Origin of the sequence: Streptomyces sp. NPDC005202 (genome assembly GCF_040608235.1) — a bacterium.
Lineage (GTDB): Bacteria > Actinomycetota > Actinomycetes > Streptomycetales > Streptomycetaceae > Streptomyces.
Map to the genome: position 1 here is coordinate 1 of NZ_JBEXHW010000048.1, position 26370 is coordinate 26370.

Annotated in this window: 21 protein-coding genes; 6 read left to right on the top strand and 15 right to left on the bottom strand. The window is 72.0% G+C overall.

Going from position 1 to position 26370, the window contains the following annotated elements:
* Positions 1-459: 459 nt before the first annotated feature.
* The gene (locus ABZV31_RS35210; protein WP_355900919.1) at positions 460-1467 is read right to left on the bottom strand and encodes a stage II sporulation protein M; all 1008 of its coding nucleotides are present in this window, start codon (positions 1465-1467) and stop codon (positions 460-462) included.
* Between the two features lie 131 nt (positions 1468-1598).
* Between ABZV31_RS35210 and ABZV31_RS35215 the strand changes: the two genes are divergently transcribed.
* Positions 1599-2618, top strand: coding sequence for an RDD family protein (locus ABZV31_RS35215; protein WP_355900942.1), 1020 nt, complete (start codon positions 1599-1601; stop codon positions 2616-2618).
* Positions 2619-2768: 150 nt separating this feature from the next.
* On the opposite strand, the gene ABZV31_RS35220 is transcribed toward ABZV31_RS35215, so the two are convergent.
* The 9 genes from ABZV31_RS35220 to ABZV31_RS35260 all read right to left on the bottom strand — a co-directional run bounded on the left by ABZV31_RS35220 (position 2769) and on the right by ABZV31_RS35260 (position 11915).
* Positions 2769-3386: a hypothetical protein gene (locus ABZV31_RS35220; protein ID WP_355900920.1), complete on the bottom strand. Its 618-nt coding sequence runs from the start codon at positions 3384-3386 to the stop codon at positions 2769-2771.
* Between the two features lie 161 nt (positions 3387-3547).
* Positions 3548-5005, bottom strand: coding sequence for an adenosylhomocysteinase (gene ahcY, locus ABZV31_RS35225; protein ID WP_355900921.1), 1458 nt, complete (start codon positions 5003-5005; stop codon positions 3548-3550).
* Between the two features lie 426 nt (positions 5006-5431).
* The gene (locus ABZV31_RS35230) at positions 5432-5581 is read right to left on the bottom strand and encodes a hypothetical protein (RefSeq protein WP_355900922.1); all 150 of its coding nucleotides are present in this window, start codon (positions 5579-5581) and stop codon (positions 5432-5434) included.
* A gap of 434 nt (positions 5582-6015) precedes the next feature.
* Entirely contained in the window at positions 6016-6996 is a 981-nt protein-coding gene (locus tag ABZV31_RS35235) for a cation diffusion facilitator family transporter (RefSeq protein WP_355900923.1), read from the bottom strand.
* 121 nt (positions 6997-7117) lie between these two features.
* Entirely contained in the window at positions 7118-8269 is a 1152-nt protein-coding gene (gene manA / locus ABZV31_RS35240; protein WP_355900924.1) for a mannose-6-phosphate isomerase, class I, read from the bottom strand.
* A 101-nt stretch (positions 8270-8370) separates the two neighbouring features.
* On the bottom strand, positions 8371-9498 hold the full coding sequence (locus ABZV31_RS35245; protein ID WP_355900925.1) for an SIS domain-containing protein: 1128 nt from the start codon (positions 9496-9498) through the stop codon (positions 8371-8373).
* Between the two features lie 31 nt (positions 9499-9529).
* Positions 9530-9700 carry a Trm112 family protein gene (locus ABZV31_RS35250; RefSeq protein ID WP_355900926.1) on the bottom strand — a complete coding sequence of 57 codons (171 nt, stop codon included), beginning with the start codon at positions 9698-9700 and terminating at the stop codon, positions 9530-9532.
* Between the two features lie 257 nt (positions 9701-9957).
* Complete coding sequence (locus ABZV31_RS35255) at positions 9958-11322, bottom strand: phosphomannomutase/phosphoglucomutase (protein ID WP_355900927.1); 1365 nt, start codon at positions 11320-11322, stop codon at positions 9958-9960.
* A gap of 215 nt (positions 11323-11537) precedes the next feature.
* Complete coding sequence (locus ABZV31_RS35260) at positions 11538-11915, bottom strand: DUF3499 domain-containing protein (protein ID WP_355900928.1); 378 nt, start codon at positions 11913-11915, stop codon at positions 11538-11540.
* Between the two features lie 363 nt (positions 11916-12278).
* Here ABZV31_RS35260 and ABZV31_RS35265 point away from each other — a divergent pair, with 363 nt between their 5' ends.
* Positions 12279-12728, top strand: coding sequence for a metallopeptidase family protein (locus tag ABZV31_RS35265; protein ID WP_355900943.1), 450 nt, complete (start codon positions 12279-12281; stop codon positions 12726-12728).
* A 189-nt stretch (positions 12729-12917) separates the two neighbouring features.
* Here the strand turns inward: ABZV31_RS35265 and ABZV31_RS35270 are convergent, their stop codons facing one another.
* The 3 genes from ABZV31_RS35270 to ABZV31_RS35280 form a co-directional block, all read right to left on the bottom strand.
* Complete coding sequence (locus ABZV31_RS35270) at positions 12918-14438, bottom strand: DUF5719 family protein (protein ID WP_355900929.1); 1521 nt, start codon at positions 14436-14438, stop codon at positions 12918-12920.
* Positions 14435-18157, bottom strand: coding sequence for a glycosyltransferase (locus tag ABZV31_RS35275; RefSeq protein ID WP_355900930.1), 3723 nt, complete (start codon positions 18155-18157; stop codon positions 14435-14437). Before ABZV31_RS35275 ends, ABZV31_RS35270 begins: the two co-directional genes overlap by 4 nt.
* 229 nt (positions 18158-18386) lie before the next feature.
* Positions 18387-18650 carry a WhiB family transcriptional regulator gene (locus tag ABZV31_RS35280; protein WP_109380992.1) on the bottom strand — a complete coding sequence of 88 codons (264 nt, stop codon included), beginning with the start codon at positions 18648-18650 and terminating at the stop codon, positions 18387-18389.
* Positions 18651-19365: 715 nt separating this feature from the next.
* Between ABZV31_RS35280 and ABZV31_RS35285 the strand changes: the two genes are divergently transcribed.
* From ABZV31_RS35285 to ABZV31_RS35300, 4 genes are all read left to right on the top strand, one after another.
* The gene (locus tag ABZV31_RS35285; protein ID WP_355900931.1) at positions 19366-19875 is read left to right on the top strand and encodes a cysteine dioxygenase family protein; all 510 of its coding nucleotides are present in this window, start codon (positions 19366-19368) and stop codon (positions 19873-19875) included.
* Between the two features lie 57 nt (positions 19876-19932).
* Positions 19933-20916: a 2-phospho-L-lactate transferase gene (gene cofD, locus ABZV31_RS35290; RefSeq protein WP_355900932.1), complete on the top strand. Its 984-nt coding sequence runs from the start codon at positions 19933-19935 to the stop codon at positions 20914-20916.
* On the top strand, positions 20913-22250 hold the full coding sequence (locus tag ABZV31_RS35295; RefSeq protein ID WP_355900933.1) for a coenzyme F420-0:L-glutamate ligase: 1338 nt from the start codon (positions 20913-20915) through the stop codon (positions 22248-22250). Before cofD ends, ABZV31_RS35295 begins: the two co-directional genes overlap by 4 nt.
* A gap of 173 nt (positions 22251-22423) precedes the next feature.
* Entirely contained in the window at positions 22424-23407 is a 984-nt protein-coding gene (locus ABZV31_RS35300) for a DNA-3-methyladenine glycosylase 2 family protein (protein ID WP_355900944.1), read from the top strand.
* Between the two features lie 283 nt (positions 23408-23690).
* On the opposite strand, the gene ABZV31_RS35305 is transcribed toward ABZV31_RS35300, so the two are convergent.
* Positions 23691-24773, bottom strand: coding sequence for an NDP-sugar synthase (locus ABZV31_RS35305; RefSeq protein WP_355900934.1), 1083 nt, complete (start codon positions 24771-24773; stop codon positions 23691-23693).
* A gap of 104 nt (positions 24774-24877) precedes the next feature.
* The gene (locus ABZV31_RS35310; RefSeq protein WP_355900935.1) at positions 24878-26293 is read right to left on the bottom strand and encodes a peptidoglycan recognition protein; all 1416 of its coding nucleotides are present in this window, start codon (positions 26291-26293) and stop codon (positions 24878-24880) included.
* Positions 26294-26370 lie beyond the last annotated feature (77 nt).

Here is a 26370-nt window from a genome sequence, read left to right on the forward strand (position 1 = left end):
GCTGGAGACGGGGTATCAACATATCTGGCGTTGACTTTTGGCACGCTGTTGAGTTCTCAAGGAACGGACGCTTCCTTCGTACTCACCCTCTCGGGTTTTCCTCCGGGCGCTTCCCTTCGGTGTTTCCGACTCTATCAGATCTTTTCTTGATCCGATTCCCGGTCGGCGGGATTTGCCTTTCGGTTGCCTTTCAGGTTCTCGCTTTCGCGTTTCCCTTTCCGGCGGTTCCGACTTTATCAGAACTCTCGGGCCGTTCTGACCGGCCACCGTTTCCGATTTGTCGGGAGAGGCTTCTTTGGAAATCGGCGTTTCCAGAAGCAGATAGACACTCACCGTCGCCGGTCTGGACCGGATCCATCTCCAGGCAACTGTTCGAATCTACCTCCCCAGCGGACCCGTGTCAACGGCGCTCCTGCGGGGCGAAGAGGAGACTAGCAGCCCGACAGGCGTATCCGCACATCAGGCGGCCGTCGGCACGGCGGCGCTGCGCTCGGCCGCCTCCACGTCACCGGTGTCGCCGGCGCGTGCGGCGCGACCGCCGAGGACGTGGACGTAGGTCAGGAAGGCCACCTCGGCGACGACTCCGATGCCTATGCGGGCCCAGGTGGGCAGGCCCGAGGGGGTGACGAAGCCTTCGATGGCACCGGAGACGAAGAGGACCAGTGCGAGGCCGATCGCCATGCCCACCGCGGCCCGGCCCTCTTCGGCGAGGGCGGTGCGGCGGGAGCGCGGGCCGGGGTCGATGAGGGTCCAGCCGAGGCGCAGTCCCGTGCCGCCGGCCACGAACACGGCGGTCAGTTCGAGCAGGCCGTGCGGGAGGACGAGGCCGAGGAAGGTGTCGAGTCGGCCGGCCGAGGACATCAGGCCGATGCCGACAGCGAGGTTGAGCATGTTCTCGAAGAGGATCCACAGGACCGGCAGGCCGAGGAAGACGCCCAGGACCAGGCACATGCCGGCGGCCTGGGCGTTGTTCGTCCACACCTGGGCGGCGAAGGCGGCCGCGGGATGGCTCGAGTAGTAGGTCTCGTACTCCCCGCCGGGGCGGGTGAGCTGCCGCAGTTCGCTGGGGGCCGCGATGGCGGCCTGCACTTCTGGGTGCGTCCCGATCCACCAGCCCATGAGGGCGGCGACGACGGTGGACAGGAGTGCGGTGGGTACCCACCAGTGGCGCGACCGGTAGACCGCCGCGGGGAATCCGTGCAGCAGGAAGCGGGTCACGTCCCGCCAGGAGGCACGCCGGGTTCCTGTCACGGCACTACGCGCGCGTGCCACGAGTTGGCTGAGCTGACCGGTCAGCTGGGGGTCGGGGGCGCTGGACTGGAGCAGGGAGAGGTGGGTGGCGGCGCGTTGGTACAGGGCGACGAGTTCGTCGGCCTCCGTGCCAGTGAGGCGGCGCTGGCGCCGGAGCAGGGTGTCGAGGCGGTCCCACTCGGCTCGGTGGGCGGAGACGAAGACGTCCAGGTCCATCGTGTCTGCCTGCTCCTCGGCTGGTTGTTCGACTGCTCGTCGGAGGTGTCAGCTTGTCGTACTGCGGCGCGAATGGCCTCAGCTTGGCAGACTGGCCGTTCTCGGGGCAGGCCAGGGGAAGGACGGCGGGCGTGAGTGAGCTGGTGACGGGCGAGGCGGTGGCGCTTGAGCTGCGCCCTGCAAGGCTGCCCAGTAGGGCGCTGGCCGTGTTGCTCGACCTGGTGGTCGCCATCGCGGTCTACACCGCCGTGACCGTGGCCCTGGTGGCTGCCACGGCTTCCCTCGACGAGGCGGCGCAGATCGCGCTGTCCATTGCGGCCTTCTTGCTCGTGCTGGTGGGCGGACCGATCGCGGTGGAGACGCTCAGCCACGGGCGGTCGCTCGGGAAGATGGCGTGCGGGCTGCGCGTGGTGCGGGACGACGGCGGGCCGATCCGGTTCCGGCACGCGCTGGTGCGGGGTGCGATCGGCGTGGTCGAGATCCTGATGACGTTCGGGGTCGTCGCCTGCATCGCCTCCCTCGTGTCGGCGCGTGGGCGTCGGCTCGGTGACGTGTTCGCGGGCACGCTCGTCGTGCGGGAACGGGTGCCGGTCGGTCGTGCAGGCTTCGTGCCCCCGCCGCCGCCCTGGCTGGCCGGGCGTTTCTCGGCGCTCGATCTGTCGGCGGTTCCCGACGGGCTGTGGCTGGCCGTCCGTCAGTACCTGACGCGGATGCAGCAGCTGGATCCGCGGGTCGGCTGGAGCATGGCGCAGCGGCTCGCCGCCGACCTCGCTACGCATACCGGGACGCCGACGCCGCCCGAGGTTCCGCCGGCCATGTATCTGGCGGCTGTGCTGCAGGAGCGGCAGGCACGTGAGGCCCGGCGCGCGTTCGGGAACGGCACGGGTGCGGGAGGGGCTGCCGGTGCGAGCGGCACGGTGGCCATCGGGGCGGGCCCGACGCCCGGCGGGCCCGAAGGCTACGGCTCTTCCGCACCGCATGCGCCGACGGCGCCACCGGTGCCGTATCCGGCCGGAGCCCTCGTTGAGGCACCGGCGTCCGATACAGGCCGGGCTCCGGCCGAAGCACCGGCGCCCGTCGCTCCGTCCGCGACGCCGCAGGACGCGCCGCCGACGGCGCGGGCCGCGACCGGGTTCGTACCGCCGGCATAGCCGGCTCACCGCCGCTGGGGGGCGGGAGGAATCGAAGCCGCGGGCGGGGTGCGTCGCACACCGCCCGGCTCACGCATCGCCCCTGCTTCGGTGTCCCTCCGCCTCCTTCTCAGGCGCCGGGCCTCCCTTTCCAGGAGCCGAGCCTGCTGCTCAGGAGCCGAACACCGACGGCGGCGACTCCAGCTCCTCGAGTTCGATGCCGGGGGCGGCCAGGACCACGTCTCCGGCGATGTGCACGGCGTGCTGTTCGCCCGTGTCCAGGGCTGTGACCTGGTACTCGTCCACGGTCAGGGGGCCGTTGTCAGTGGCGTGTGTTTCGCTTTTCACCAGGGCCCAGGACTGGTCCACGGTGCGCGGGGCGAGGACCGGATCCGTGAAGGCGACGAGGCGTACGCGGATTGCGGAGGCGAGGGGGGTGAGGCGCAGGAGACGGGCGGTGGCGATGAGGAATGCGGGGGACGTGCCGGTGAAGGCGTGGGCGCGCACATTGCCTTCGATGGCATTCGCGCCGGTGGGGTCGGTCCGGACCCAGGTGACGCCGTCGAGGGCGGCGCCGCGCACCTGCCAGCCGCCCGCGTGGAGTTCGAGGCGGATGGGGCGGCCGAGGTCGTCGACGGCGAGGTCGACGGAGCCGCGGTGATCGCCCGAGGGGGTGGTCACTTGGGAGACGTAGCGCCAGCCGGAGGGGCCGGGGGCGCACTGGAAGTGTTCTTCGGCGAGGGGGGTGTGATCGTGCGGATCGTGGAGCGAATAGTGGCCGCGGGGCATGGGGGTCCTGGGTCTTGACGGGCTGGTCCGGTCACCTCGGGCGAGTCGGTCCGGCATGCGTGACGGCCGGTCCGGCCAAAGGGGCAGGCCCCCGGCACGGGGGTGCGGGGGCCTGCCACGGAGGACCTCGGTGAGACGCGCCGAGACGCGCGAGGTGCGGCTCAGTAGCGGTAGTGGTCCGGCTTGAACGGGCCGTCGACCTCCACGCCGATGTACGCGGCCTGCTCGGGGCGGAGCTTGGTCAGCTTCACGCCGAGCGCGTCCAGGTGGAGGCGGGCGACCTTCTCGTCGAGGTGCTTGGGCAGCACGTAGACGCCGGTCGGGTACTCGTCGGGCTTGGTGAACAGCTCGATCTGGGCCAGGGTCTGGTCCGCGAAGGAGTTGGACATCACGAACGACGGGTGACCGGTGGCGTTGCCCAGGTTCAGCAGACGGCCCTCGGACAGCACGATGATCTTCTTGCCGTCGGGGAAGGTCCAGGTGTGGACCTGCGGCTTGACCTCGTCCTTGACGATGCCCGGGACCTTGGCGAGGCCGGCCATGTCGATCTCGTTGTCGAAGTGGCCGATGTTGCCGACGATCGCCTGGTGCTTCATCTTGGCCATGTCCGAGGCCAGGATGATGTCCTTGTTGCCGGTCGCGGTGATGAAGATGTCGGCCTTGTCGATGACCTCGTCGAGGGTGGTGACCTCGTATCCGTCCATCGCCGCCTGGAGGGCGCAGATCGGGTCGATCTCGGTGATGATCACGCGGGCGCCCTGCCCGCGCAGGGATTCCGCGCAGCCCTTGCCCACGTCGCCGTAGCCGCAGACGACCGCGGTCTTGCCGCCGATCAGGACGTCGGTGGCACGGTTGATGCCGTCGACCAGGGAGTGCCGGCAGCCGTACTTGTTGTCGAACTTCGACTTGGTGACCGAGTCGTTGACGTTGATCGCCGGGAAGAGGAGGGTGCCGTCGCGCTGCATCTCGTACAGGCGGTGGACGCCGGTGGTGGTCTCCTCGGTGACGCCCCGGATCTCGGACGCCAGCTGGGTCCACTTCTGGGGGTTCTCGCCCAGGGTGCGGGTCAGCAGTTCGAGGATGACGCGGTGCTCGTCGGACTCGGCGGTGTCGGGCGAGGGGACCTTGCCGTCCTTCTCGTACTCGACGCCCTTGTGGACGAGGAGGGTGGCGTCACCGCCGTCGTCCAGGATCATGTTCGGACCGCCGGTGGGGCTGTCCGGCCAGGTCAGCGCCTGCTCGGTGCACCACCAGTACTCCTGAAGGGTCTCGCCCTTCCAGGCGAAGACGGGGACGCCCTGCGGGTTCTCGGGCGTGCCGTTCGGGCCGACGGCGATGGCGGCGGCCGCGTGGTCCTGGGTGGAGAAGATGTTGCAGGAGGCCCAGCGGACCTGCGCGCCCAGGGCCACCAGGGTCTCGATCAGAACGGCGGTCTGGACGGTCATGTGCAGGGAGCCCGTGATCCGGGCGCCCTTCAGCGGCTGCTTCTCGGCGTACTCCTTGCGGATCGCCATGAGGCCAGGCATCTCGTGCTCGGCGAGGGTGATCTCCTTACGGCCGAACTCGGCCAGGGACAGGTCGGCGACCTTGAAGTCCTGTCGGTTCTCGACAGTCGTCATTGCGAGCTGCTCCTCGGGGTTGGGTCGAGGTGGGTACGGCTGACCTGCGCGGCGGCGGACACAAGGGTGCCCGAAGAGGACACAGGCATGCCCGCGTGCGCGCAGCGCAGTCCGTCGGAGGCCCTCTCTCCCTCGGTCGGCCCGCTGTGGGACCGCCCGACCGCCATCAGCAGCGACGTCTGGCTCCGTCCCAAGCTACACCGGAGGACCCGGCAGCCCCCAGTCCGCCTCCGGCCACATCGGGCCGCTCGCGGGGGACGGGGACTTGGAGTCGCCGCGCTGGTGGTGGGGCTGCTGGTGGGGCTCGCTCGTTCGTATACAGGGGTGGGGCTCGCTCGTTCGTATACAGGGTGGGAGGCGTACGGGGGCGTCCGCCGTGGCGAGCTCCAGCAAGTCGCCGACGTAGGACCCGGGTGATCGGATCGTCTACGAACGCGGCGACGGCAGCCAGGTGCGGCGCGGCGACGTCGTGCTGTTCTCGGCGCCGGACCGGTACGAGTTCAGCAAGAGCGTGATGCAGCGGGTGATCGGGGTGGCGGCGATCACGTGGTGTGCTGCATCGGTGAGGGCGCGCATGCGCGGATCGTCCTGAACGGAAAGCCGCTGACGGAGCCGTACGTGAAGGACGGCGACGCCGATGGCGCCCACAGGGCGTACGACGTGACGGTCCCGGCCGGCTGTTCCTGCCGGGCGACCATCGCGGGAACTCACTCGACTCGCGTTTCTTCGCCGACGACCACGACGGGACGGTGTCCACTGCCGCCGTCCGGGGCCGGGTCATGCCGGACTCCAGGATCCCCATAGCGCTCGGGATGATCACGTTGGTCGGGGTCGTCTGCGCCCTGACCGGTCTCGGTCTGGGGATCGCGGCCTGGGTAGTACGGCGGCGGAAGCCGGCGCCGGTGCCGCCGGTGGCCCATGCATCTGTGAGCGCGGACGGGGCCCGCCGATGAGTCGGCGGGCCCCGTCACGGTGGTCGGACTCAGTGCCCCGTGGCGTGGTGGTCGGACTCAGTGCCCCGTGGCGTGCGGCGTCGGGCCGCCCGGCGTCGCCTCCCGGTCCGGGCCCTTGGCCGCCTCGGCCTCGCTGTAGATGTCCGGCTCGAGGTAGATCACGCGGGCGATCGGGACGGCGGCGCGGATGCGGGTCTCGGCGGCGTTGATGGCGGCGGCGACCTCGGCGGCCGTGTCGTCGTGCTGGACGGCGATCTTGGCGGCGATGAGCAGCTCCTCGGGGCCGAGGTGGAGCGTGCGCATGTGGATGATGCCGGTGACCGTGTCCCCGTCGACCATGGCGGCCTCGATCTGCTTGACGACGTCGGCGCCGGCCGCCTCGCCGAGCAGCAGGGACTTGGTCTCGGCGGCGAGGACGAGGGCGATCAGGACGAGCAGGACACCGATGCAGACGGTGCCGATGCCGTCCCAGATGCCGTCGCCGGTGATCAGGGCCAGGCCGACGCCGCCGAGGGCGAGGACCAGACCGATCAGCGCGCCGAAGTCCTCCAGGAGGACGACCGGCAGCTCGGGCGCCTTGGCCCGGCGGATGAACTGCGCCCAGGACAGCTTGCCGCGCAGCTCGTTGGACTCCTTGATGGCCGTGCGGAAGGAGAAGGCCTCGGCGATGATCGCGAAGACGAGAACGCCCACCGGCCAGTACCAGTACTCCAGTTCGTGCGGGTGGCGGATCTTCTCGTAGCCCTCGTAGATGGCGAACATGCCGCCGACCGAGAACAGGACGATGGAGACGAGGAAGGCGTAGATGTACCGCTCGCGGCCGTAGCCGAAGGGGTGCTGCGGGGTCGCCTCGCGCTGGGCCTTCTTGCCTCCGACGAGCAGCAGGAACTGGTTGCCGGAGTCGGCGAGCGAGTGGACGCCCTCGGCGAGCATCGACGACGAACCGCTGAAGGCGAACGCCACGAACTTCGATGCCGCGATCGCGAGGTTGGCGCCGAGTGCCGCCACGATCGCCTTGGTGCCGCCTGACGCGCTCATGTGTTCGCGTAGTCCCTTCGCCTTCGTAGTACGCCGTCCCGGCCTTTGCCTGTCCTTTGCCGGTGGGCCATTCTTGCAGCCCGCTCCGACAGCGGTGCGCCGGACCGTCCGCCGGCCGGCCTCAGACGACGACCGTGGCCCGGAAGACCGTACCGGCCCCGGACACTTCGGCCTTTTCGCCCGCCGGAACGAACACGGACTGCCCGGGGGTCAGCTCGTGTTCGCCCGCCCCTACGGATCCGGCCGTGCAGAGCAGGATCTGCGGGGTGTCGAGGGTGAGGTCGTGGGCGGACGTGCCTTCGGGGAGGACGTAGCGGGACAGGCGGAACTCGTCGGTGGGGGTCTCGTAGACCTCCTCGCCGTCCGGGGAGGCCTCGGGGCGCAGGACGCCGGGGTCGCGCGCCTCGAAGCGGACGATGCGCAGGAGTTCGGGCACGTCGACGTGTTTGGGGGTCAGACCGCAGCGCAGGACGTTGTCGGAGTTGGCCATGATCTCGACGCCGAGGCCGCTCAGGTAGGCGTGCGGGATGCCCGCGCCGAGGAACAGGGCCTCGCCGGGCTGGAGGCGGACGTGGTTGAGGAGCATCGCGGCGATGACGCCCGGGTCGCGCGGGTAGTGGTGGGCGATGTAGGCGTAGGGGGCGTAGTCGCCGCCGAGGCGGGCGCAGGCGGCCGCGGCCTCGGCGACCGTGCGGGCCATCTTTTCGCGGTCGGCGGTGAGGATCGCGGTGAGCACCTCGCGCAGCGCCGCGTCCTCGGGGCGGGCGTGCAGCAGGTCGACGTACGGCTTGAGGGAGTCGACACCGAGGCCGTCGAGCAGGTCGGCGGCCCGGCGCGGCTCGCGGAAGCCGCAGAGGCCGTCGAACTCGGTGAGCGCGCAGATCAGTTCGGGCTTGTGGTTGGCGTCCTTGTAGTTGCGGTCCGGGGCGTCGACCGGGATGCCGCGGCGCTCCTCGTCGGCATACCCCTCCTTGGCCTGCTCCAGGTTGGGGTGCACCTGGAGGGAGAGCGGGGCTCCGGCGGCGAGGATCTTGAGCAGGAAGGGCAGACGCGGGCCGAACTTCGCGACGGTCTTGGCGCCCAGCTCCCGCTCCGGGTCGGCCTCGATGGCCTCGACGAGCGTGCCGCGCCCGGTGCGCGAGGGCGCGCCCGGGTGGGCGCCCATCCACATCTCCGCCTGCGGCTCGCCGCTCGGCTCGACTCCGAGCAGGTGCGGGATGGCGGTGGTGGAACCCCAGGCGTAGGGGCGGATGGTGTTGTCGAGGCGGTCCATGGGTTTCTCTCTGCCAGTTCTCTTCGCGTACGACGCGGGTTCGCCGTACGGACGGCTGTCGGGGCGTGACGCGTACGGCGGTCAGGGCGTCGAGGACAAGATCAGGCCCCCGAAGCAAGCGCCAGGTAAACGGCGGCGAAATCCGTGACGGCGATCAGTTCCGCGAGGGTCTCGATTTCGCCCCCGGGGTCCGGCTCCAGCTCGCTGATCGGCGTGTCGTGGCTGAGGGCCAGGTCACGGGCGGCGGGAGCGGCGGTCAGGCCGCCGATCGGGCGGTCCCGGAGCAGCACCACGCGCGCGTGCAGGGCGGGCGGTTCCTCGACGCGGTCGCGGAAGAAGTCGTCCGGATCGGCACTGGCGGCGAGCGGACCGGCGAGCAGGGCGCTGTGCGCGGCGAGCGCCTCGGGGAGTTCGGCGACGACCGCCGGAACGCCGGACAGCTCGGCGAGGGCGGCGGCGAAACGTCGGCCCGCGGGGCCGGCCGACGTGCCCTCGGTCCAGATCACCGGGAGTGCGTCGGCGAGCTCGGCGGCGAGGGTCTTGGCGGGGTTGCTGTAGGTCGCGATGGCAGGTCCGCAGCGCTCGGCGATCTGATCCAGCCGGTCGGCGACCTTCTCGAGGGCGTCGGGCGGGGCAGTGAGCAGGCCGACGCGGTCGAGCAGCGCGAGCAGCGGCGTGAGCAGCGCCCACAGCACGCCGGGGGCGGACGCGGCAAGCGGTTCGTCCTGGTCGTACGGGGCCGTCGCCATCGGTACGAACAGGCCGTGGGCGCCGTCGACCGCCTCGGCGAGCGGGGTGCCGGACGGGGCCACGGCGACGACCGTGCAGCCGCGGCGGTAGGCCTGCTCGGAGAGCAGGGACAGGCTCGGTTCGGTGCCGTCCGGGGTGGCGATCAGCAGCAGGTCGACCGAGCCGACCCAGCCGGGCAGCTCCCAGCGCAGGGCGCCTGCGGCGGGGGCGACGCCGGTGGGGGCCAGCCGCGTGACGGGACATCCGGCGCCGGCGAGCGTGCCGAGGAGGTCGGCGGCGTGGGTGGCGGCGGCGCCCGGACCGGCGATCACGACGGCGCGGGGGCGGCCGTCGGGTTTGAGCTTGTTGATGCCGGCTTCGGCGGCGTGCCGGGCGGCGGTCCGGACGCGGGCGCCTGCCTCGGCGGCGCCGCGGAGCAGTCCGCGGCGGTCGGCCTCGGCGAGCCCCTCCGGAGTGTCGAGCAGCGATTCGTCGAGCATGGGCGGCAGCCTCCGATCGCCGGGTCGTCGGTTACGCGGGGCGGCGGGCCTCGTCGACGAGCAGGACGGGGATGCCGTCACGGACGGGGTAAGCCAGGCCGCAGTCCCGGCCGGTGCAGATCAGCTCGGTGTCCTGCTCCTTGAGGGGGGCGTGGCAGGCCGGGCAGGCGAGGATCTCCAGGAGGCCGGCTTCGAGCGGCATGGGGGGTTCCCTTCGGAGGCGGGGGTGTCGGGTGTGTGCTGGTGCGGATGTGCCTGGTCAGGGTACCGCCGGAGAAGGTGGGACGGCGGGCTTGGGCTGGGTCGGGTGTGAGGCTCCACCCCTGCGACTCCCGGGCAGGGCGCTCCGCCCCCTGGCCCCCCGGCCTCCGCCCGCAGGGCGGAGCGCCCTGGCCCCCGGCCTCCGCCCGCCCACCGCCCGACCCGATCGGTCAAGGGTGGACCGCCAAAGACGGACTGTCAGCCCCGGATGATCTCCAGGACCTCGTCCCGCACCTTCGCCATCGTCGCCTCGTCCCGTGCCTCGGCGTTCAGCCGCAGCAGCGGCTCGGTGTTGGAGGGACGGACGTTGAACCACCAGTCGGCGGCCGTGACCGTGAGGCCGTCGAGTTCGTCCAGGGTGACTCCCTCGCGGCCCTCGTACGCCGACTTGATCGCGGCGAGGCGAGCAGCCTGGTCGTCGACCGTGGAGTTGATCTCGCCGGAGCCGACGTAGCGGTCGTACTGGGCGACCAGGGCCGACAGGGGGCCGTCCTGGCCGCCCAGGGCCGCGAGGACGTGCAGGGCAGCGAGCATGCCCGTGTCGGCGTTCCAGAAGTCCCTGAAGTAGTAGTGCGCGGAGTGCTCACCGCCGAAGATCGCGCCGGTCCTCGCCATCTCGGCCTTGATGAAGGAGTGGCCCACGCGGGTGCGGACCGGCGTGCCGCCGTTCTCCTTCACGACCTCCGGGACCGACCACGACGTGATCAGGTTGTGGATGATCACGCCCTTGCCGCCGTGCTTGGCCAGCTCGCGCGCGGCCACCAGCGCGGTGACCGCGGACGGGGAGACCGGCTCGCCGTGCTCGTCGACCACGAAGCAGCGGTCCGCGTCGCCGTCGAAGGCGATGCCGATGTCGGCGCCCACCTCGCTGACCTTCTTCTGCAGGTCCACGATGTTGGCCGGGTCGAGGGGGTTGGCCTCGTGGTTCGGGAAGGTGCCGTCCAGCTCGAAGTACATCGGGACGAGGTCGATGGGCAGGCCGGAGAAGACCGTCGGGACGGTGTGGCCACCCATGCCGTTGCCCGCGTCGACGACGACCTTCAGGGGGCGGATGGAGGCGACGTCGACGAGCGAGCGGAGGTGCTCCGCGTAGTCCTCCAACGTGTCGCGCTGCGTCATCGTTCCCGGCTGCGCCACCGGTTCCGGCGCGCCCGACTCGAGCCACTGCTCGACCAGTTCGCGGATCTCCGCCAGGCCCGAGTCCTGGCCGACCGGGGCCGCGCCCGCACGGCACAACTTGATGCCGTTGTACTTCGCCGGGTTGTGCGAGGCCGTGAACATCGCGCCCGGCAGGTTCAGCGCACCGGAGGCGTAGTACAGCTGGTCCGTCGAGCACAGCCCGATCTCGGTGACGTCGACGCCGCGCTGCGCCGCCCCGCGCGCGAAGGCACGGGACAGTCCGGGCGACGAGGGCCTCATGTCGTGCCCGATCACGATCGCGCTCGCGCCGGTCACCTGGGCGAAAGCCGCCCCGAAGAGCTCGGCCAGCGACTCGTCCCACTGGTCGGGGACGACCCCGCGTACGTCGTACGCCTTCACGATCTGAGACAGATCAGCAGCCACGGCCAACCCTCCTGAAAGTTCTGTCGGTCACCCCAAAACTACCCGTCCCGGCGGGCAATGGGCCGTGTGGCAACTGAGCCGTCCACACTCCGTTACCCGGAGGTCAGGGCGTACACGTGCGCGTGGCGGAATCCGTCGTCCAGAAGCGGAATCCGTCGTCCAGAAACGGTTTCTCAAAGGTGTCGAACCCGTGTGTCGCAGCGGAGCGCGCCGGATCAGTTGTCCGGCGAGCGCAGCACGCGCAGATGGCCGCGGCGGGCGACCTCCATCGGATCGGCCCCGCGGGCTCCGCCGCCACCGGCCTCGGCAGCCCGCTCCTGGGGGCGGGCCGCCTCGCGCACCGCATTGGCAAGCGCTTCCAGATCGTCACCGCTGGGCCGTGCGGGAGCCGAGCTGTCGAGGAGCCGGACGACCTCCCAGCCGCGCGGGGCGGTGAGGCGCTCGGAGTGCTCGGCGCACAGGTCGTAGCAGTGGGGTTCGGCGTAGGTGGCGAGTGGGCCGAGGACCGCGGTCGAGTCGGCGTAGACGTACGTCAGCGTCGCAACGGCGGGACGGCCGCAAGCGATGCGCGAACAGCGACGTACAGGGCTCACGACGTTGGACGGTACCGCACTCTTGAGCGGGCCGCGACGACTCTCTTCCAGGTCACTCCACCGTGTCGTACTGTGAAACGCCCCACACACCTCTCCTGACACACGGTGCTGACCTGCGTGGACGGCTTCTGCCGAAATCTCGAAAGTTCTTGATCCGGTCACCACTCGGCACAAACACCGTCAATTGCCTTGAGGTCGACGGTCTCGGAGAGATACGGAACGGTCTCGGAGAGATACGGAATCGAGCCCAACCATGGCTGGAATGGTCATCGAGCGACATGCGGTGCGGCGGGGAGGCGCAGTGTCCGGTATGCCGCGCGGGGCCGGGCGAGCGGACCCGGCGGGGACTACCCTTCACCAGTGATGGACAACCGTGTACCACCCCGTGCCGCCGGCCCCGGGCCCCGACACCGTGATCGCCACGGCCGGGGCATGCGCGGCCCGATCGCGCCGCCGCAGGTGCCGCTCGCCACGAGCCGTGCCGAGGCGTTCGCGGACCTGGTGCAGGACTCGGTGGAGCGTCTTGAGCGACGCTGGCCGCAGCTCGCCGACATCGATTTCCTCGTACTGGAGGTGCCACGGCTGGACGGGCCCGGGCAGAGCTGGAGCGACGAGGCGGTGCCGCTCGGGGGGACGATTCCGGCGCGGGACGGGCGTCGTGCGCGGGTGGTCGTGTACCGGCGGCCGGTCGAGATCCGCACCAAGGGGCGTGACGAGCGGGCGGCACTCGTGCACGAGATCGTGGTCGAACAGGTGGCCGACCTACTGGGGCTGACTCCGGAGACGGTGGATCCTCGGTACGGGGAGGATTGAGCGGGGACCGATTCGGCCGTACGTGAATGTTCGGGCCGTACGTGATTGTTCGGGCCGTACGTGAATGTTCGGGCCGTACGTGATTGTTCGGGCGTGAGTGTCCGGGCCGTACGTCAGTGGTCCGCCACGGCCCCGACCCACCCACGCACCCCCAGGCGCACCGCCCCAACCGCCGCGAGGCACCCCGCCCTACTTCTGCAGCACCGACAGGTCCTCGTCCGCCTCCGGGACCGCCACCGTCCCCCGGTCGTCCGGCAGAGTCTGGATCGTGAAGCCGGGGACGCCCTCCTCCGTTGCCGTGAGGGTTCGGGCGGCGTAGACCGGGCCGCCGGACAGGCGCTCCACCGTCAGGGCGTACGTGCCCTTCAGGCCGGCCGGCACCGGCGGGGCGATGTCCTGGGTCGTGCCCGCCTTGATCGTGTACGTCTTCGACACCGCGGTGCCGCCTCCGCTGCCCGCGGACGCGGTGACCTTGACCTGCGCGGTGGCGGTGGGGGCCGTCAACGACAGCGTCGAGCCCTTCCCGCTGTTGTCGGCCGCGGTCGCCCGCGTACCGACGGGACTCGTCGCCGGAACGAACGCCGTCTCCTGCTTCGCGCCCGTCCCGCGCACCACCCGCACGGCCGCCACGACCGGCACGGACTGCCCCGTCGGCGTCAGAACCAGCGACCCCGCCTCCCCGCGCGTGACGTCGCCCAGGTCGACGGCGGTCGTCATGCCGCCCTTCACGTGCACCGTCTCGTGCCCCGCCGGGGTGATCAGCCCGGTCGACGAGGCCAGCCGCACCTTGAGGTCGGCGTCGGCGTCGGCGGGCGTGAAGACGATCAGCCGCACGGACGTGGCGTCCTTGGGGATGCCCGGCAGCACCAGGCTGCCCGCCGGGTCCGTGGAAGCGGCCAGCCAGTCCCCGCCGAGCTTGTCGTCGAGGGCCTGCACAGCGGCACCGACCCGGCCGCTGCGCACGCTCACGTGCACGGTGAGACTGTCCTGCGGCGCGTCGGCGAGCGTGGACAGCAGGATCGGCTCGCTGGAGTGCGGCTGGACCGTGATGCCGTCCGCCACCGTCGACTTCAGGGCGCCGTCCTTGCCGTAGAGCTCGATGTCGACGACGGCGGCGGAGTCGTCGGGGTTGGTCAGGTGGACGTAGTCGGAGCGGTCGGAGGCCGTGCTGGCGCCGGGGAACCAGAACTCCGTGTCCGGCGCGGTGCAGTTGACGCCCTGCAGTCCGCGCCCGGTGCCCGCGGCGACCTCGGTGGTCTCCTGCATCGTCCAGCCGGGCGCGAACTTCCCCTCGGCGGTGCCGATCAGCGCGGGCGCGTCCGCACCCGAGGTGTCGCCGGTGACGGGCGTGCCGGGCTCCCTGGGCTCCAGGACGGGCTTGTCGGCCTTCTTCTTGCCGCCGCCCTTGCCCGTGCCCGTGCCCGACGTGTCGCCCGTGCCGGTGCCCGACTCCTCGGCGGCGGCCTGGAGCCGGGCCTTGCCGCCGCTGCCGGTGCCCTTGGTGACGGGCGTGAAGGACGTGTACGAGGTGTCGGCTATGTCGGAGGTGCTCGGCGTCGGGCACAGCAAGGTCGTGCGCTCCACAGGCAGCTGGGCCGCCGCCTCGGCCGTGCCGGCGCCGGACGCGTCCGGTGTGTTCAGCGCGGCGAATCCGGTGACGGCGGCGAGCGCGGTCGCGCCGGCGATCAGGGAAAGGGTGGTGCGGTTCACTGCTGGCTCCCGTCGGGGCGCTCACTGCCGATGCCGTGCGGGTGGGGCTGCGCCGGGTCGTACGGCTCGTCGTACCCCTGGTGGTAGGCCTGGTCGTACGAGGCGGTCGGCGCCTGGCCGCCGTACGCGTACGGGTCGTACTGGCCGCCCTGGTACGGATCGGCCTGGTACGTCTGGTCATACGCGCCCGCGGGGTACTGCTGGGCGTCCTGGTACTGCTCGCCGCCGTAGGCGCCGTACTCGGCGCCGGCGTAGCCGGTCGTGTCCCACTCGCCGTAGGACTGCTGGTGCGGCACGGCGGCGGGGGCCTCCTCCGGAGGCGGCGGCCCGGTGTCCGGCCCCGGCTGCTCGTCCCTGCCGGTCTTCTCGGCCTCCGCCTGGGCGCGCAGGCGGCGAGCCCGGCGGCCCTCGCCGGCGACGGCCTGCGCGGGGACGGGCTGCTCCTCGGGCAAATCGTCGTCGATGTCGCGGCGCCGGCCCGGCAGGGCGAGCACGACCAGGACGACGGCGAGCACTCCCTGGGCCCACAGCCAGGCGGTGTGGCCGACCGGGTCGTCGAAGGTCACGTCCAGCTTCCCGCCGGAGGCGGGGAGTTGGAAGCCCTGGGCCCAGCCGTCGACCGTGGTGCGGGTGAGCGGCCTGCCGTCCAGGGTGGCCGTCCAGCCCGCGGCAGCGGAGTCGGCGAGGCGCAGCACTCGGCCCGTGGAGCCGGCCGGGATCGTGGTGTGGATCTCGACGGGGCCGGCGGCGATGGGCTGGACCGGGCCCGAGCCGGAGGCGGGCACGATGGCGGCGCGTGAGACCTGCTGGTCCACGCGCCACAGGGCGCTGCCGTCCTGCTGGCTGAGCCGGGACAGGCCGGGCGTGGCGTCCAGGACGCGGCTGACCTCGCGGGGCGCGCCCTTGTGGACGAGGACGTAGCGCACGGCGAAGCCGCCGAGCTGGTTCACCTGGTCGGCGCCGGAGCCGGCGACGAGGTTGGCGACGACCTTGTCGAGCCTGCTGTTCTCGCCGTCCGCCGCGGCCAGTTCGGCGTCGCCCAGGCGGGCGCCGGAGCCGCGGACGAGCATGTAGCCGACGTGGGCCGGGGAGTCGCTGTCGAGGACGAGGGTGCGGGCCTGGTCGCGGGTGTTGCTCTCCTCGGCGACGAACGCAGGCACCTGGACCGGGTCGCGCCGCTCCAGGGGACCGTCGGCGCCGCGGATCATCCAGCCGGTGGCGACGAGCAGCGGCCCGGCGGCCGACGCGAAGGCGATCAGTCCGGCGACCGGCTGGCGCCAGCCGAAGCTCTGCTCGGCCACGCGCGCGCGTGCCCCGTCGGCGCCGAGCGCGGCGGCGGCCAGGAGGGCGAGGCCGTAGACGAGGGTGGCGGGGCCGGCCCACGTGGAGCTGTTGGACAGGACCGCGAAGAGGAGCCCCACCAGGGCGACCGCCCAGGCCGTCCAGATCCCGGACTGCCGCTCGGAGCGCATCAGGGCGGCCAGCGCGGCCAGGACGACGCCGATGAGCATCAGCCCGTGCACCGTTCCGGGGCCGCCGGGACTGGCGCCGAGCAGGTCGAGGGCGGAGGCGGCCGAGGAGCCGTACTCCAGTCCGGCCTCCTTGAAGAAGCCGAACGGGAGCAGCGACAGCGACCAGGGCGCGAGGACCAGCAGGGGCGTGCCCAACTGGGCCAGGAACCGCAGCCCGTGGGCCACGAGGTCGCCCCGGCGGACGGCCAGCACGGCGACGCCCAGGACGAGCGCGATGGGCCAGACGATCGGGGTGAACGCGGTGGTGATGGTCAGCAGCAGCGCGTAGGCCCAGGTGGCACGCCAACTGCCGTGCGCCCCGGAGGCGTTGGCGAGGCCGCTCGCGGCGATGCCCGCGCGGGCCATGAGCGGCAGCAGCACGGCCAGGACGGCGGTGCCGATGCGGCCGCCGGCGAGCGCGCCGGTGGCGGCGGGCAGGAAGGCGTAGACGACGGCCGCCCAGGCGCGCAGCAGGCGGGAGGCGACCAGCGGGCGGGAGGCGAAGTACGCGGTGAACCCGGCCAGCGGCACCGAGCAGACCAGCAGAACGGTCACCGCGAGGCCGGTCGAGCCGAACAGCAGGGAGGCCAGCATCGCCACGATCGCGAGATACGGCGGTGCTGACGGGGTCCCGCCGGCGCCCACCGGGTGCCAGGCGTCGAGGTAGCGCGACCACAGCTCGGAGGGGTCGGCCGGGGCGGGCAGCAGGGCGCCGCCCGCGAGCGCGCCGCCGCTCAGCAGGCCCCTGCAGGCGACCAGGGAGACGAGCAGCAGCACCAGGAAAAGCACCGGGCCGGGTTTGCGGGCGATGCGCTTGAGGCGGGCGAACTGCTCGATCTCCAGGAAGTCCGCGTCGTCGCCGCCGGGCCCGGACTCGACCGCGCCGCCGTGCCGTCCGGCCGAGGAGACCTCGGGGTCGGAGCGGCCGACGAGGTTGCTCGCGACCTGCTCGACGGTGGCGCGGATGGTCGCACCGGGCGGTGGGAACAGCGCCCGCAGCTCGCCCTTGTCGATCTGCGGCCGGCCTCTTCTGCGGCGGCCCGCGACGATCCGCTCGGGCCTGAGCAGCGTGCCCAGCAGGCCGCGGATCTCGTCGAGGGCCTGTCCGGGGACCTTGCCGACGAGGTAGGCGACGGTCCGCAGCAGCGTGCCGAGCACGAGGCGGAGCAGGACCCAGGGCAGCGCTGCTGTGCGGGTGTTGACGAGCAGGGTGTAGACGGCGCCCGCCTTGTCGACCTTGTGCGGGGAGGCGGCGGTGCGGCCCACGCAGTCGACGGTGCGGCGCTCGCGGGAGGCCGCCTCGGCGTGTCGTACGACGGCCTCGGGGGCGACCAGGACGCGGTGGCCGGCCGCGTGGGCACGCCAGCACAGGTCGACGTCGTCGCGCATGAGGGGCAGCCGGCGGTCGAACCCGCCCAGCTGCTCGAAGATGTCACGCCGGATCAGCATGCCGGCGGTGGACACGGACAGCACCGGCCGTACGTGGTCGTGCTGGCCCTGGTCCTGTTCGCGCCGGTCCAGTCCGGTCCAGCGGCGGCCGGAGTTGGCGATGGTGACGCCCACTTCGAGGAGCTGCCGGCGGTCGTACCAGCCGCGGAGTTTGGGGCCGACGACCGCCACGTCGTCACGGCCGAGCTCGTACTCGTTGTCGACGACCCGCAGCAGCTGGGCCAGCGCGTCGGGTTCGGGGGCGCAGTCGTCGTGCAGCAGCCACAGCCACTGCACCGGCTCCCCGTAGGGCAGCTCGGGCAGGTCGTAGGCGTCGTCGCGCCACGTGCGCGTGACGGGGTCCCAGCCGCTGGGGCGCTTGAGGTACGTCAGGTCGTCCGGGGTGAGGACCGGGGCGGTGCGGTTGGCCTCCTCGACGGCCTGGCCGAAGCCGGTGCGCCGGGCGAGGTGCAGCACGCGGTCGGCGCCGAAGGCGTCGGTGACCAGCTGGGCGGAGTCGTCCGCGCTGCCGGTGTCGGCCGCCACGGCGTACTGCACGGGGCGCTCCTGGCCGAGCAGGCCGGCGAGCGTGTCGGGCAGCCAGCGGGCGCCGTCGTGGGAGACGAGCACGGCGGTGACGACGTGCCGCGGGAACTCCGGCGGGCGGGTCGGGTCCAATGCCGCTGTGCGCGACGGGTCGAACTCCGTCGCGCGGGTCGGGTCGGGCGGCGCTGTGGCAGCGACGTCGTAGTGGGCTGCCGCATGGCTGGGCACGGACATCGAGATACGGGCCCCGGTTCGGTGGACTGCGGTGGACGCCTGTGCCCCGTGGGGGCAGCGGGGCGCCTCGGACGAGCGACCACACTATCGGCTGGGCACCACAGCGGCCCGCCGCCTGTGGATAACCCACCTGCGACGGGCCGTTCGTGACGTCTCGGGGAAGAGCGTGTGCGGTGTTACGGAGGCTTTCGTCGGAAGCTCGGGAGGCTTCGGGCTCAGGAGGCCTGCGTCAGACGACGGCCTTCTTCAGCCGGCGCCGTTCGCGCTCGGACAGGCCGCCCCAGATGCCGAAGCGCTCGTCGTTGGCGAGGGCGTACTCGAGGCACTCGGAGCGGACCTCGCAGGCAAGGCAGACCTTCTTGGCCTCGCGGGTGGAGCCGCCCTTCTCGGGGAAGAAGGACTCGGGGTCGGTCTGGGCGCACAGCGCGCGCTCCTGCCAGCCGAGTTCCTCGTCCGCGTCGTCGACCAGCAGTTGCTGCACCAGCTCGGTCATGTGCGCCCCTCGTCTGTCTTTCGCGTCCCCGTGATGTAGCCGTTACCGATTCCGGCTGAACGACACGAGTGAAATTACAAGTGTGCTGCTCCGGGCGAGTCAAGCCGAGATCTGCTATTGGGCCCCTTATTCACTCTGCGGAACCAAGGCCATGCAGAAAGTGTGGAAATCGGCATATACCTTGACACACAGACGAGACCCCGAGGGCCTCCGGCCCCGTACGGAGCCCGCGCAGGGAGGGACGCCCAGGACTTCGATCTCGTTCCGACACGCGCACCCGAGCGAACCGGATCACAGTCGGATCACGGGATCGCAACGGGGCTTGCGCTCCCGGCATGTGCGCCATGTGTCCCGGTCGACCCATGAGCAAACCTTTCACCTGTGAGATGAACCGGATGAGGTGAAGCATGTCCCACATTCCGGGCGTCGAGTTGACAGTGAAGGTGTGAACCGGTGTCCTTGTGGGCATGCTCGCAAACTCGGCCATCACCACGACCCGCACCGCCGGGTCCCACGGTGCTGCCCGCGCTCGCTGTAGCTGTTGCTGTTCCGGCTGTTGAGCCCAACGCGCTCCGGCTGACGCCGAGTCCATCCCGACCCGGCTGCTGTTTCCTTCCGAACCCTCATCCAGGGCACCCCTCCCGCCCGCGACCCGGGCGGACGGTCCACGCCACCCCGCCAGCCCCCCACTTCCTCCGAGGAACCACCGCACCCCATGAACAGCGACAGCGACCTCCAGATCGCCGGCGACATCCTCGAAGTCCCGCACCTCCTCCAGGCGCCGCGCGAGCACCCGGCCACCGTGGCCGAGTTCGCCGGCCTGGCCCGCTCCATCGCCGCCGACCGCTCCCAGTGGGAGCACCTCGTGCAGTACGACGCGACGACGCGCTGGTACCACCGGCTGCGCACCGGTCCGGGCTACGAGGTGTGGCTGCTGTCCTGGGTGCCCGGGCAGGACAGCGGGCTGCACGACCACGGCCGCTCCTCCGGCGTGCTGACCGTGCTGGACGGCACGCTGACCGAGCGGACCCAGCAGGGCACGCGCGCGTTGGGTGCTTGCGCGCAGCGCGTGTTCGCGCCGGGGTACGTGCACGAGGTCGTCAACGACGCGCTGGAGCCTGCGGTCAGCCTGCACGTCTACTACCCCGGCCTGACCGAGATGCCGATGTACTCGGCCCGGTGCGCGGGAGCTTCGTACGACTCGGTGGACGCCGTCAGCGCGTGAGGCGCGCCTGAACGACCGACTGCCGCGTTGTCGTACCCGCCTGCAAGACTTGCTTCCATGCGGATTGTGGTTCTGGCAGGCGGCATCGGTGGTGCCCGGTTCCTGCGCGGCCTGAAGCGGGCCGTGCCGGACGCGGACGTCACGGTCATCGGCAACACCGGCGACGACATCCACCTCTTCGGGCTGAAGGTCTGCCCGGACCTGGACACGGTGATGTACACGCTCGGCGGCGGCATCAACGAGGAGCAGGGCTGGGGTCGGGCCGACGAGACCTTCCACCTCAAGGAGGAACTCGCGGCGTACGGCGTCGGACCGGAGTGGTTCGGACTCGGCGACCGGGACTTCGCCACGCACATCGTGCGCACCCAGATGATCGGCGCCGGCTATCCGCTGAGCGCGGTGACGGAGGCGCTGTGCGACCGGTGGAAGCCGGGGGTGAGGCTGATCCCCATGACCGACGACCGTGTCGAGACCCATGTGGCCGTCACTCTGCCCGACAACGGCTCCGCCGCGGGCTCCGGCGAGCGCAAGGTGATCCACTTCCAGGAGTACTGGGTGCGGCTGCGGGCCTCCGTGCCGGCCGAGGCGATCGTGCCGATCGGCGCCGAGCAGGCCAAGCCGGCGCCGGGTGTGCTGGAGGCGATCGCCGAGGCGGACGTGATCCTCTTCCCGCCGTCCAACCCCGTGGTCTCCGTCGGCACGATCCTGGCCGTGCCCGGCATCCGCGAGGCGATCGCCGACGCGGGGGTGCCGGTGGTCGGCCTGTCCCCCATCGTCGGGGACGCGCCCGTGCGCGGGATGGCCGACAAGGTCCTCGCGGCGGTCGGCGTGGAGTCCACGGCCGCGGCGGTGGCCGAGCACTACGGCTCGGGGCTGCTGGACGGCTGGCTCGTCGACACGGTCGACGCGGCCTCGGTGGAGCGGGTCGAGGCGGCCGGGATCCGGTGCAGGGCGGTACCTCTGCTGATGACCGACGTGGACGCGGCCACGCAGATGGCGCGGGAGGCGCTGGCGCTGGCGGAGGAGGTGCGGGGAGCGTGAGCAGCACGCCGTCGACCGGTGCGTCGGGTGGCGGGGCCGCGCCCGGGTACCGGGTCTGGGCCGTCACCGGGATTCCCGAGGTGCAGCCCGGCGACGACCTGGCCAAGCTGATCGCCGCCGCCGAGCCCGGGCTGGCCGACGGGGACGTGCTGCTCGTCACCTCGAAGATCGTGTCCAAGGCGGAGGGGCGGGTCGTGGAGGCCGCCGACCGGGAAGCCGCGATCGACGCCGAGACCGTGCGGGTCGTGGCGCGGCGCGGGCCGCTGCGGATCGTCGAGAACCGGCAGGGCCTCGTCATGGCGGCTGCCGGCGTCGACGCCTCCAACACCCCTTCCGGCACTGTGCTGTTGCTGCCCGAGGACCCGGACGCGTCCGCGCGGGCGATCCGGGAGGGGCTGCGGGACGCCCTCGGCGTCAACGTGGGGGTCCTCGTCACCGACACCTTCGGTCGACCCTGGCGCATGGGGCTCACGGACGTCGCGATCGGCGCCTGCGGCGTGCGCGTGCTCGACGACCTGCGCGGCGGCACGGACGCGCACGGCAACCCGCTCAGCGCCACCGTCGTCGCCACGGCCGACGAGCTCGCCGCCGCCGGCGACCTGGTCAAGGGCAAGGCCGACGGGCTGCCCGTCGCCGTCGTGCGCGGGCTGCCGCACGTGGTGGCGGAGGAGCACGGGGAGGGAGCGAGGGCCATGGTGCGCGACGCGCGCGACGACATGTTCCGGCTCGGCACCTCCGAGGCCGTACGGGAAGCGGTGACCCAGCGGCGCACCGTGCGGTCCTTCACCGACGAGCCCGTCGACCCCGGTGCGGTACGGCGTGCGGTGGCCGCCGCGGTGACGGCTCCGGCGCCGCATCACACCACGCCGTGGCGGTTCGTGCTGCTGGAGTCCGCCGAGGCGCGGACGCGGCTGCTCGACGCGATGCGGGACGCCTGGATCGCCGACCTGCGGCGGGACGGCAGGAGCGAGGAGTCGATCGCCAAGCGGATCCGGCGCGGGGACGTACTGCGCAACGCGCCGTACCTGGTGGTGCCGTGTCTCGTCATGGACGGCTCCCACACCTACGGCGACGCGCGGCGGGACGGTGCCGAGCGCGAGATGTTCGTGGTAGCTGCCGGGGCAGGCGTGCAGAACTTCCTGGTCGCGCTGGCCGGGGAGCGGCTCGGTTCGGCGTGGGTGTCGTCGACGATGTTCTGCCGGGACGTGGTGCGCGAGGTGCTCGGGCTGCCGAGGGACTGGGATCCGATGGGGGCGGTCGCGATCGGGCATCCGGCACAGCGGCCGAGGCCACGGCCGGAGCGGGATGCGGGGGCGTTCATCGAGGTGCGGTGACGTGGAGGTGGGGAGCGCCACTTCTTCCTTTCTTCCCACGGCCACTGCTCCTCCGTATGACCGCCTAGGCTCGTAGGGCACCTCCGGCTGCCTCCGGCACCTCTGACATCCCTGGGATCTCCTTCGTGGCAGGACGCTTCGCTCCCCGGCCGCTCCCCCACAGCCCCAACGGCGTGGGAGGGGCCCCCACGCCCGTGCGCGGTGGGCGTGCCGCCGTACCCGCGGGTGTGCCGCGACAGGCCGTTGCGCCGGGGCGGGTGCGGACGTGGGTGCCGGACGGGCCGTTCGACCTCGGGCTGGTGCTCGGGCCGCTCAGGCGCGGGCCGGGTGATCCCACGTTCCGGGCGACGCCGGACGGGTCGGTGTGGCGGGCCAGCCGGACGCCCGTCGGGCCCGGGACGCTGCGGGTGTCGGTGCGCGGCGGGGAGGTGCGCGGCGAGGCGTGGGGGCCGGGGGCCGAGTGGCTGCTGGAGCAGTTGCCGGAGTTGCTCGGGGCCGCCGACGACCCGTCCGCGTTCGAGCCCCGGCACCGGCTGCTGGCGCTGACCCGGCACCGGCGTCCGGGGTTGCGGCTGACGCGGACCGGGCTGGTGCTGGAGTCGTTGATCCCGTCGATCCTGGAGCAGAAGGTCACCACCGTCGAGGCGTATACGGCGTGGCGGGTGCTCGTGCGGAAGTACGGGGAGCCGGCGCCGGGGCCCGCGCCCGCGCGGATGTACGTGATGCCGGCGCCGCGGACGTGGGCGCTGATTCCGTCGTGGGAGTGGCATCGGGCCGGGGTCGACAACAAGCGGGCGTCGACGGTGCTGCGTGCCGTGCGGGTTGCCGCGCGGCTGGAGGAGGCGGCGCGGATGCCTCCGGCTCAGGCGCAGGAGAGGTTGGAGCTGGTGTCCGGGATCGGGCCGTGGACGTCGGCGGAGACCGTGCAGCGCAGTCATGGGGCGCCGGATGCGGTAACGGTCGGGGACCTGCATCTGCCGGGGATCGTGGGGTGGGCGCTCGCCGGGGACCGGGATGCGGACGACGCCGTGATGCTTCGGCTGTTGGAGCCGTATGCGGGGCAGCGGCATCGGGCGGCCCGGTTGATTCTGCTGAGCGGGAGGGTTCCGCCGAGGCGGGCGCCGCGGATGCCGAGGCGGGACATCGGGCGGTTGTGACGTGACCGGGGTGGGGGTGAGCGTCGGGGGTGGCTGACCGGTGCCGGCCGGGCGTCCCTGGGGGCTCCGCTCCCAGACCTCGCGATGTCGCTGGTCAACAACCCCGAGCTGCTGATCGCGGACGAGCCGACCACCGCCCTCGACGTGACCCTGGCCTGAACGGCCTCGTCCGCGGGACTCCCCCGCGCGGGAGGCACCCCGCCGGCGCGCGGGCGGGCCGACCCACCCGCGCACCGGCCGCAACGCCGGCCGGGACGCGCATATCCCACCGAGCCGCACAGCCCTACTGGTCGGAGGAGAACCGCACCGCCCCCGCCGGGATCCGCGCATCGCACCACACGCGTACGCCCTCCCGCAGTTCGTTGTCGGCGCCGACGACCGCGCCGTCGCCGATGACCGTGCCGGTGAGGACGGAGCGTTCGCCGATGCGGGCGCGGGTGCCGATGAGGGAGTCCGTGATGACGGCGCCCGGCTCGATGACGGCGCCGGGCAGGATCGTGCTGCCGGAGACCTGCGCGCCCTCGGCCACGAACGCGCCCTCGCCCACCACCGTGCCGCCGGTCAGCTTGGCGTCGGGGGCGACGACGGCCGTCGGCAGGATCAGGCGGTCGCCGCAGCGGCCGGGGACGGCCGGGGAGGGGGCGCGGCCCAGGACCAGGTCCGCCGAGCCGCGCACGAAGGCGGCCGGGGTGCCGAGGTCCAGCCAGTACGTCGAGTCCACCATGCCCTGCAGGTGCGCTCCGGCGGCCAGCAGGTCGGGGAAGGTCTCGCGCTCCACCGACACCGGGCGGTCCTGCGGGATCGTGTCGATGACCGAGCGGCGGAAGACGTACGCCCCCGCGTTGATCTGGTCGGTGACGATCTCCTCGGGGGTCTGTGGCTTCTCCAGGAAGGCCAGGACCCGGCCCGTCTCGTCGGTCGGGACCAGGCCGTACGCCCTCGGGTCCGTCACTTTGGTCAGGTGCAGGGACACGTCCGCGCCCGTCGCCTCGTGCGTCCGTACCAGCGCCCTGATGTCCAGGCCGGTCAGGATGTCGCCGTTGAAGACGAGCACCGGGTCGTCCGGGCCGGAGTACAGGCGCGAGGCCACGTTGCGGATGGCGCCGCCCGTGCCGAGGGGCTCCTCCTCCGTGACGTACTCGAGGTGAAGCCCCAGCGACGAGCCGTCGCCGAAGTACGGCTCGAAGACCTCGGCCAGATAGGACGTGGCGAGCACGATGTGCTCGACGCCGGCCGCTCTCGCCCGCGCCAGCTGGTGCGTGAGGAAGGGCACCCCCGCCGCCCGGACCATGGGTTTCGGGGTGTGCACCGTGAGCGGGCGCAGCCGGGTGCCCTTGCCGCCGACCAGGAGGATCGCTTCTGTCACCTGTCGTCTCTGCTTCCTGCCGGGACCGGCCGATCTGTCCTTCGGCCGGCCAGTGTATGCAGACGTTGGTAAGACGATTTCTATGGCTGTGCGGTGTCCCGTCCTCAGCGGCCCTGATAGCGCGCCGCGGCCGAGCGGGCGGTGCCGAGCTTGCGGTAGAGCTGCCGTCCGGGGCAGTCGGTGGCAAAGCCGTCCCGGTGGCCGGAGATCACGTTCAGGCGTACGTTCTTTCCTTTTCGGTAGAGATTGCCACCGCCGGACTTCAGATATGTCTTTGCGCGCGGATTCATCCCATAAAGGCCGAGCTTCCACGCGGTGAGCCGGGCGATGGCCTTCACGACGGCCGAGGAGGGCTTGGAGCTGCTGAACGTGCCGAGAACGGCGATCCCCGTGCTGTTGCTGTTGAAACCGAGGGTGTGGGCGCCGCGCACCGGCTTCGCCACGCCCCCGGCCCGGCCCTCGTAGATGTTTCCGCACTTGTCGACGAGGAAGTTGTAGCCGATGTCGCGCCAGCCCATGCTCCTGACGTGGTAGCGGTAGATACCGCGGATGACTGACGAGGCCCGCGAGCAGCGGTAGTTGTTGCCCGAGGCGGTGTGGTGGACGAATGCCGCCTTGACCTTCTTCGTGTAGACGAACCCCTTCGCGCGCAGCCCTTCGTCCGCGCCCCAGCCGCGGCGTGTGACGATGCGCGGCCGCGGTCCGATGGACGGCTTCGCGCGCTGCTGCTCCGTCAGTTCGTCGCCGCGCAGGGCGAGCAGTTCCTGCTCGGTCGCCGTCCTGTCGAGTGCCTGGATCTCGCTGGCGCCGAGTGGGGCGAGGTCGGTGTTGACGGCGAACGCGGCGGACGCCTCCGCGCTCTGCTCGCCCGTGCGCGGGAAGTCGGCCGGGGCGCCCTGCGGCGGGGGCTCCGCGCCGGGGTCGACGAGTTCGAGGCGCAGGCCGGAGGGGAGCGGGTCACCCTCGTCCGCACCGGTCCCCCGGTCCCGGTTCCCGGCTTCCGCGCGGACGCGTACGTCGACGCCGTCGGAGTCGCCCACCCACAGCGGTGCCGTGGCGCCGCGCACATGGCCGGAGGTGCGCTCGGCGGTGCCGGGGTCGGCCCCGTGGTCGGCGTTGTGGGTCTCGACGTCCTGCCAGCCGGACCAGGTGCCGGCGGCGGCCGAGCGGGTGCGGACCTGGACGCGGCCGTGCAGCTCGATGTCCGGGGTGTCCCAGACGACGCCGACCAGCGAGAAGTGGCGTACGTCCGAGCGGTACAGGCCCTGTTCGGGGGCGGCGCCGAGAGCGCGGTCGCGGGCGAGGGGGGCGAGGGGCAGGGACTGGGTGCTGCCGGGGACGGCCCGCTCGGCGGACCGCCCGGGAATCCGCGCGAGCAACCGCCCGGCAGTGGCGTCGGCCGCCTCCGTGGTCGGCGCCGGTCTCGTGGTCGCCGCGGCGGCGGGGAGGGCCGACGGGAGGGCGATTGCGGCCGCGCACGTGACACCGATGGAGGACGAAAGGAATCCGTATCCACGCATGCCCCTGATCTTGAACATAGTCATACATATCTGTCCATTAGGGAACTGACGCTCCGTCGGCTGCGGTTCCGCCGAAC

What these genes read in the sequence shown, in the direction of transcription:
- ABZV31_RS35210 (WP_355900919.1), bottom strand. Translation starts at nt 1,467, where the DNA reads ATGGACCTGGACGTCTTCGTCTCCGCCCACCGAGCCGAGTGGGACCGC.
- ABZV31_RS35220 (WP_355900920.1), bottom strand. Translation starts at nt 3,386, where the DNA reads ATGCCCCGCGGCCACTATTCGCTCCACGATCCGCACGATCACACCCCC.
- ahcY (WP_355900921.1), bottom strand. Translation starts at nt 5,005, where the DNA reads ATGACGACTGTCGAGAACCGACAGGACTTCAAGGTCGCCGACCTGTCC.
- ABZV31_RS35230 (WP_355900922.1), bottom strand. Translation starts at nt 5,581, where the DNA reads ATGCGCGCCCTCACCGATGCAGCACACCACGTGATCGCCGCCACCCCG.
- ABZV31_RS35235 (WP_355900923.1), bottom strand. Translation starts at nt 6,996, where the DNA reads ATGAGCGCGTCAGGCGGCACCAAGGCGATCGTGGCGGCACTCGGCGCC.
- manA (WP_355900924.1), bottom strand. Translation starts at nt 8,269, where the DNA reads ATGGACCGCCTCGACAACACCATCCGCCCCTACGCCTGGGGTTCCACC.
- ABZV31_RS35245 (WP_355900925.1), bottom strand. Translation starts at nt 9,498, where the DNA reads ATGCTCGACGAATCGCTGCTCGACACTCCGGAGGGGCTCGCCGAGGCC.
- ABZV31_RS35250 (WP_355900926.1), bottom strand. Translation starts at nt 9,700, where the DNA reads ATGCCGCTCGAAGCCGGCCTCCTGGAGATCCTCGCCTGCCCGGCCTGC.
- ABZV31_RS35265 (WP_355900943.1), top strand. Translation starts at nt 12,279, where the DNA reads ATGGACAACCGTGTACCACCCCGTGCCGCCGGCCCCGGGCCCCGACAC.
- ABZV31_RS35275 (WP_355900930.1), bottom strand. Translation starts at nt 18,157, where the DNA reads ATGTCCGTGCCCAGCCATGCGGCAGCCCACTACGACGTCGCTGCCACA.
- ABZV31_RS35280 (WP_109380992.1), bottom strand. Translation starts at nt 18,650, where the DNA reads ATGACCGAGCTGGTGCAGCAACTGCTGGTCGACGACGCGGACGAGGAA.
- ABZV31_RS35285 (WP_355900931.1), top strand. Translation starts at nt 19,366, where the DNA reads ATGAACAGCGACAGCGACCTCCAGATCGCCGGCGACATCCTCGAAGTC.
- cofD (WP_355900932.1), top strand. Translation starts at nt 19,933, where the DNA reads ATGCGGATTGTGGTTCTGGCAGGCGGCATCGGTGGTGCCCGGTTCCTG.
- ABZV31_RS35310 (WP_355900935.1), bottom strand. Translation starts at nt 26,293, where the DNA reads ATGCGTGGATACGGATTCCTTTCGTCCTCCATCGGTGTCACGTGCGCG.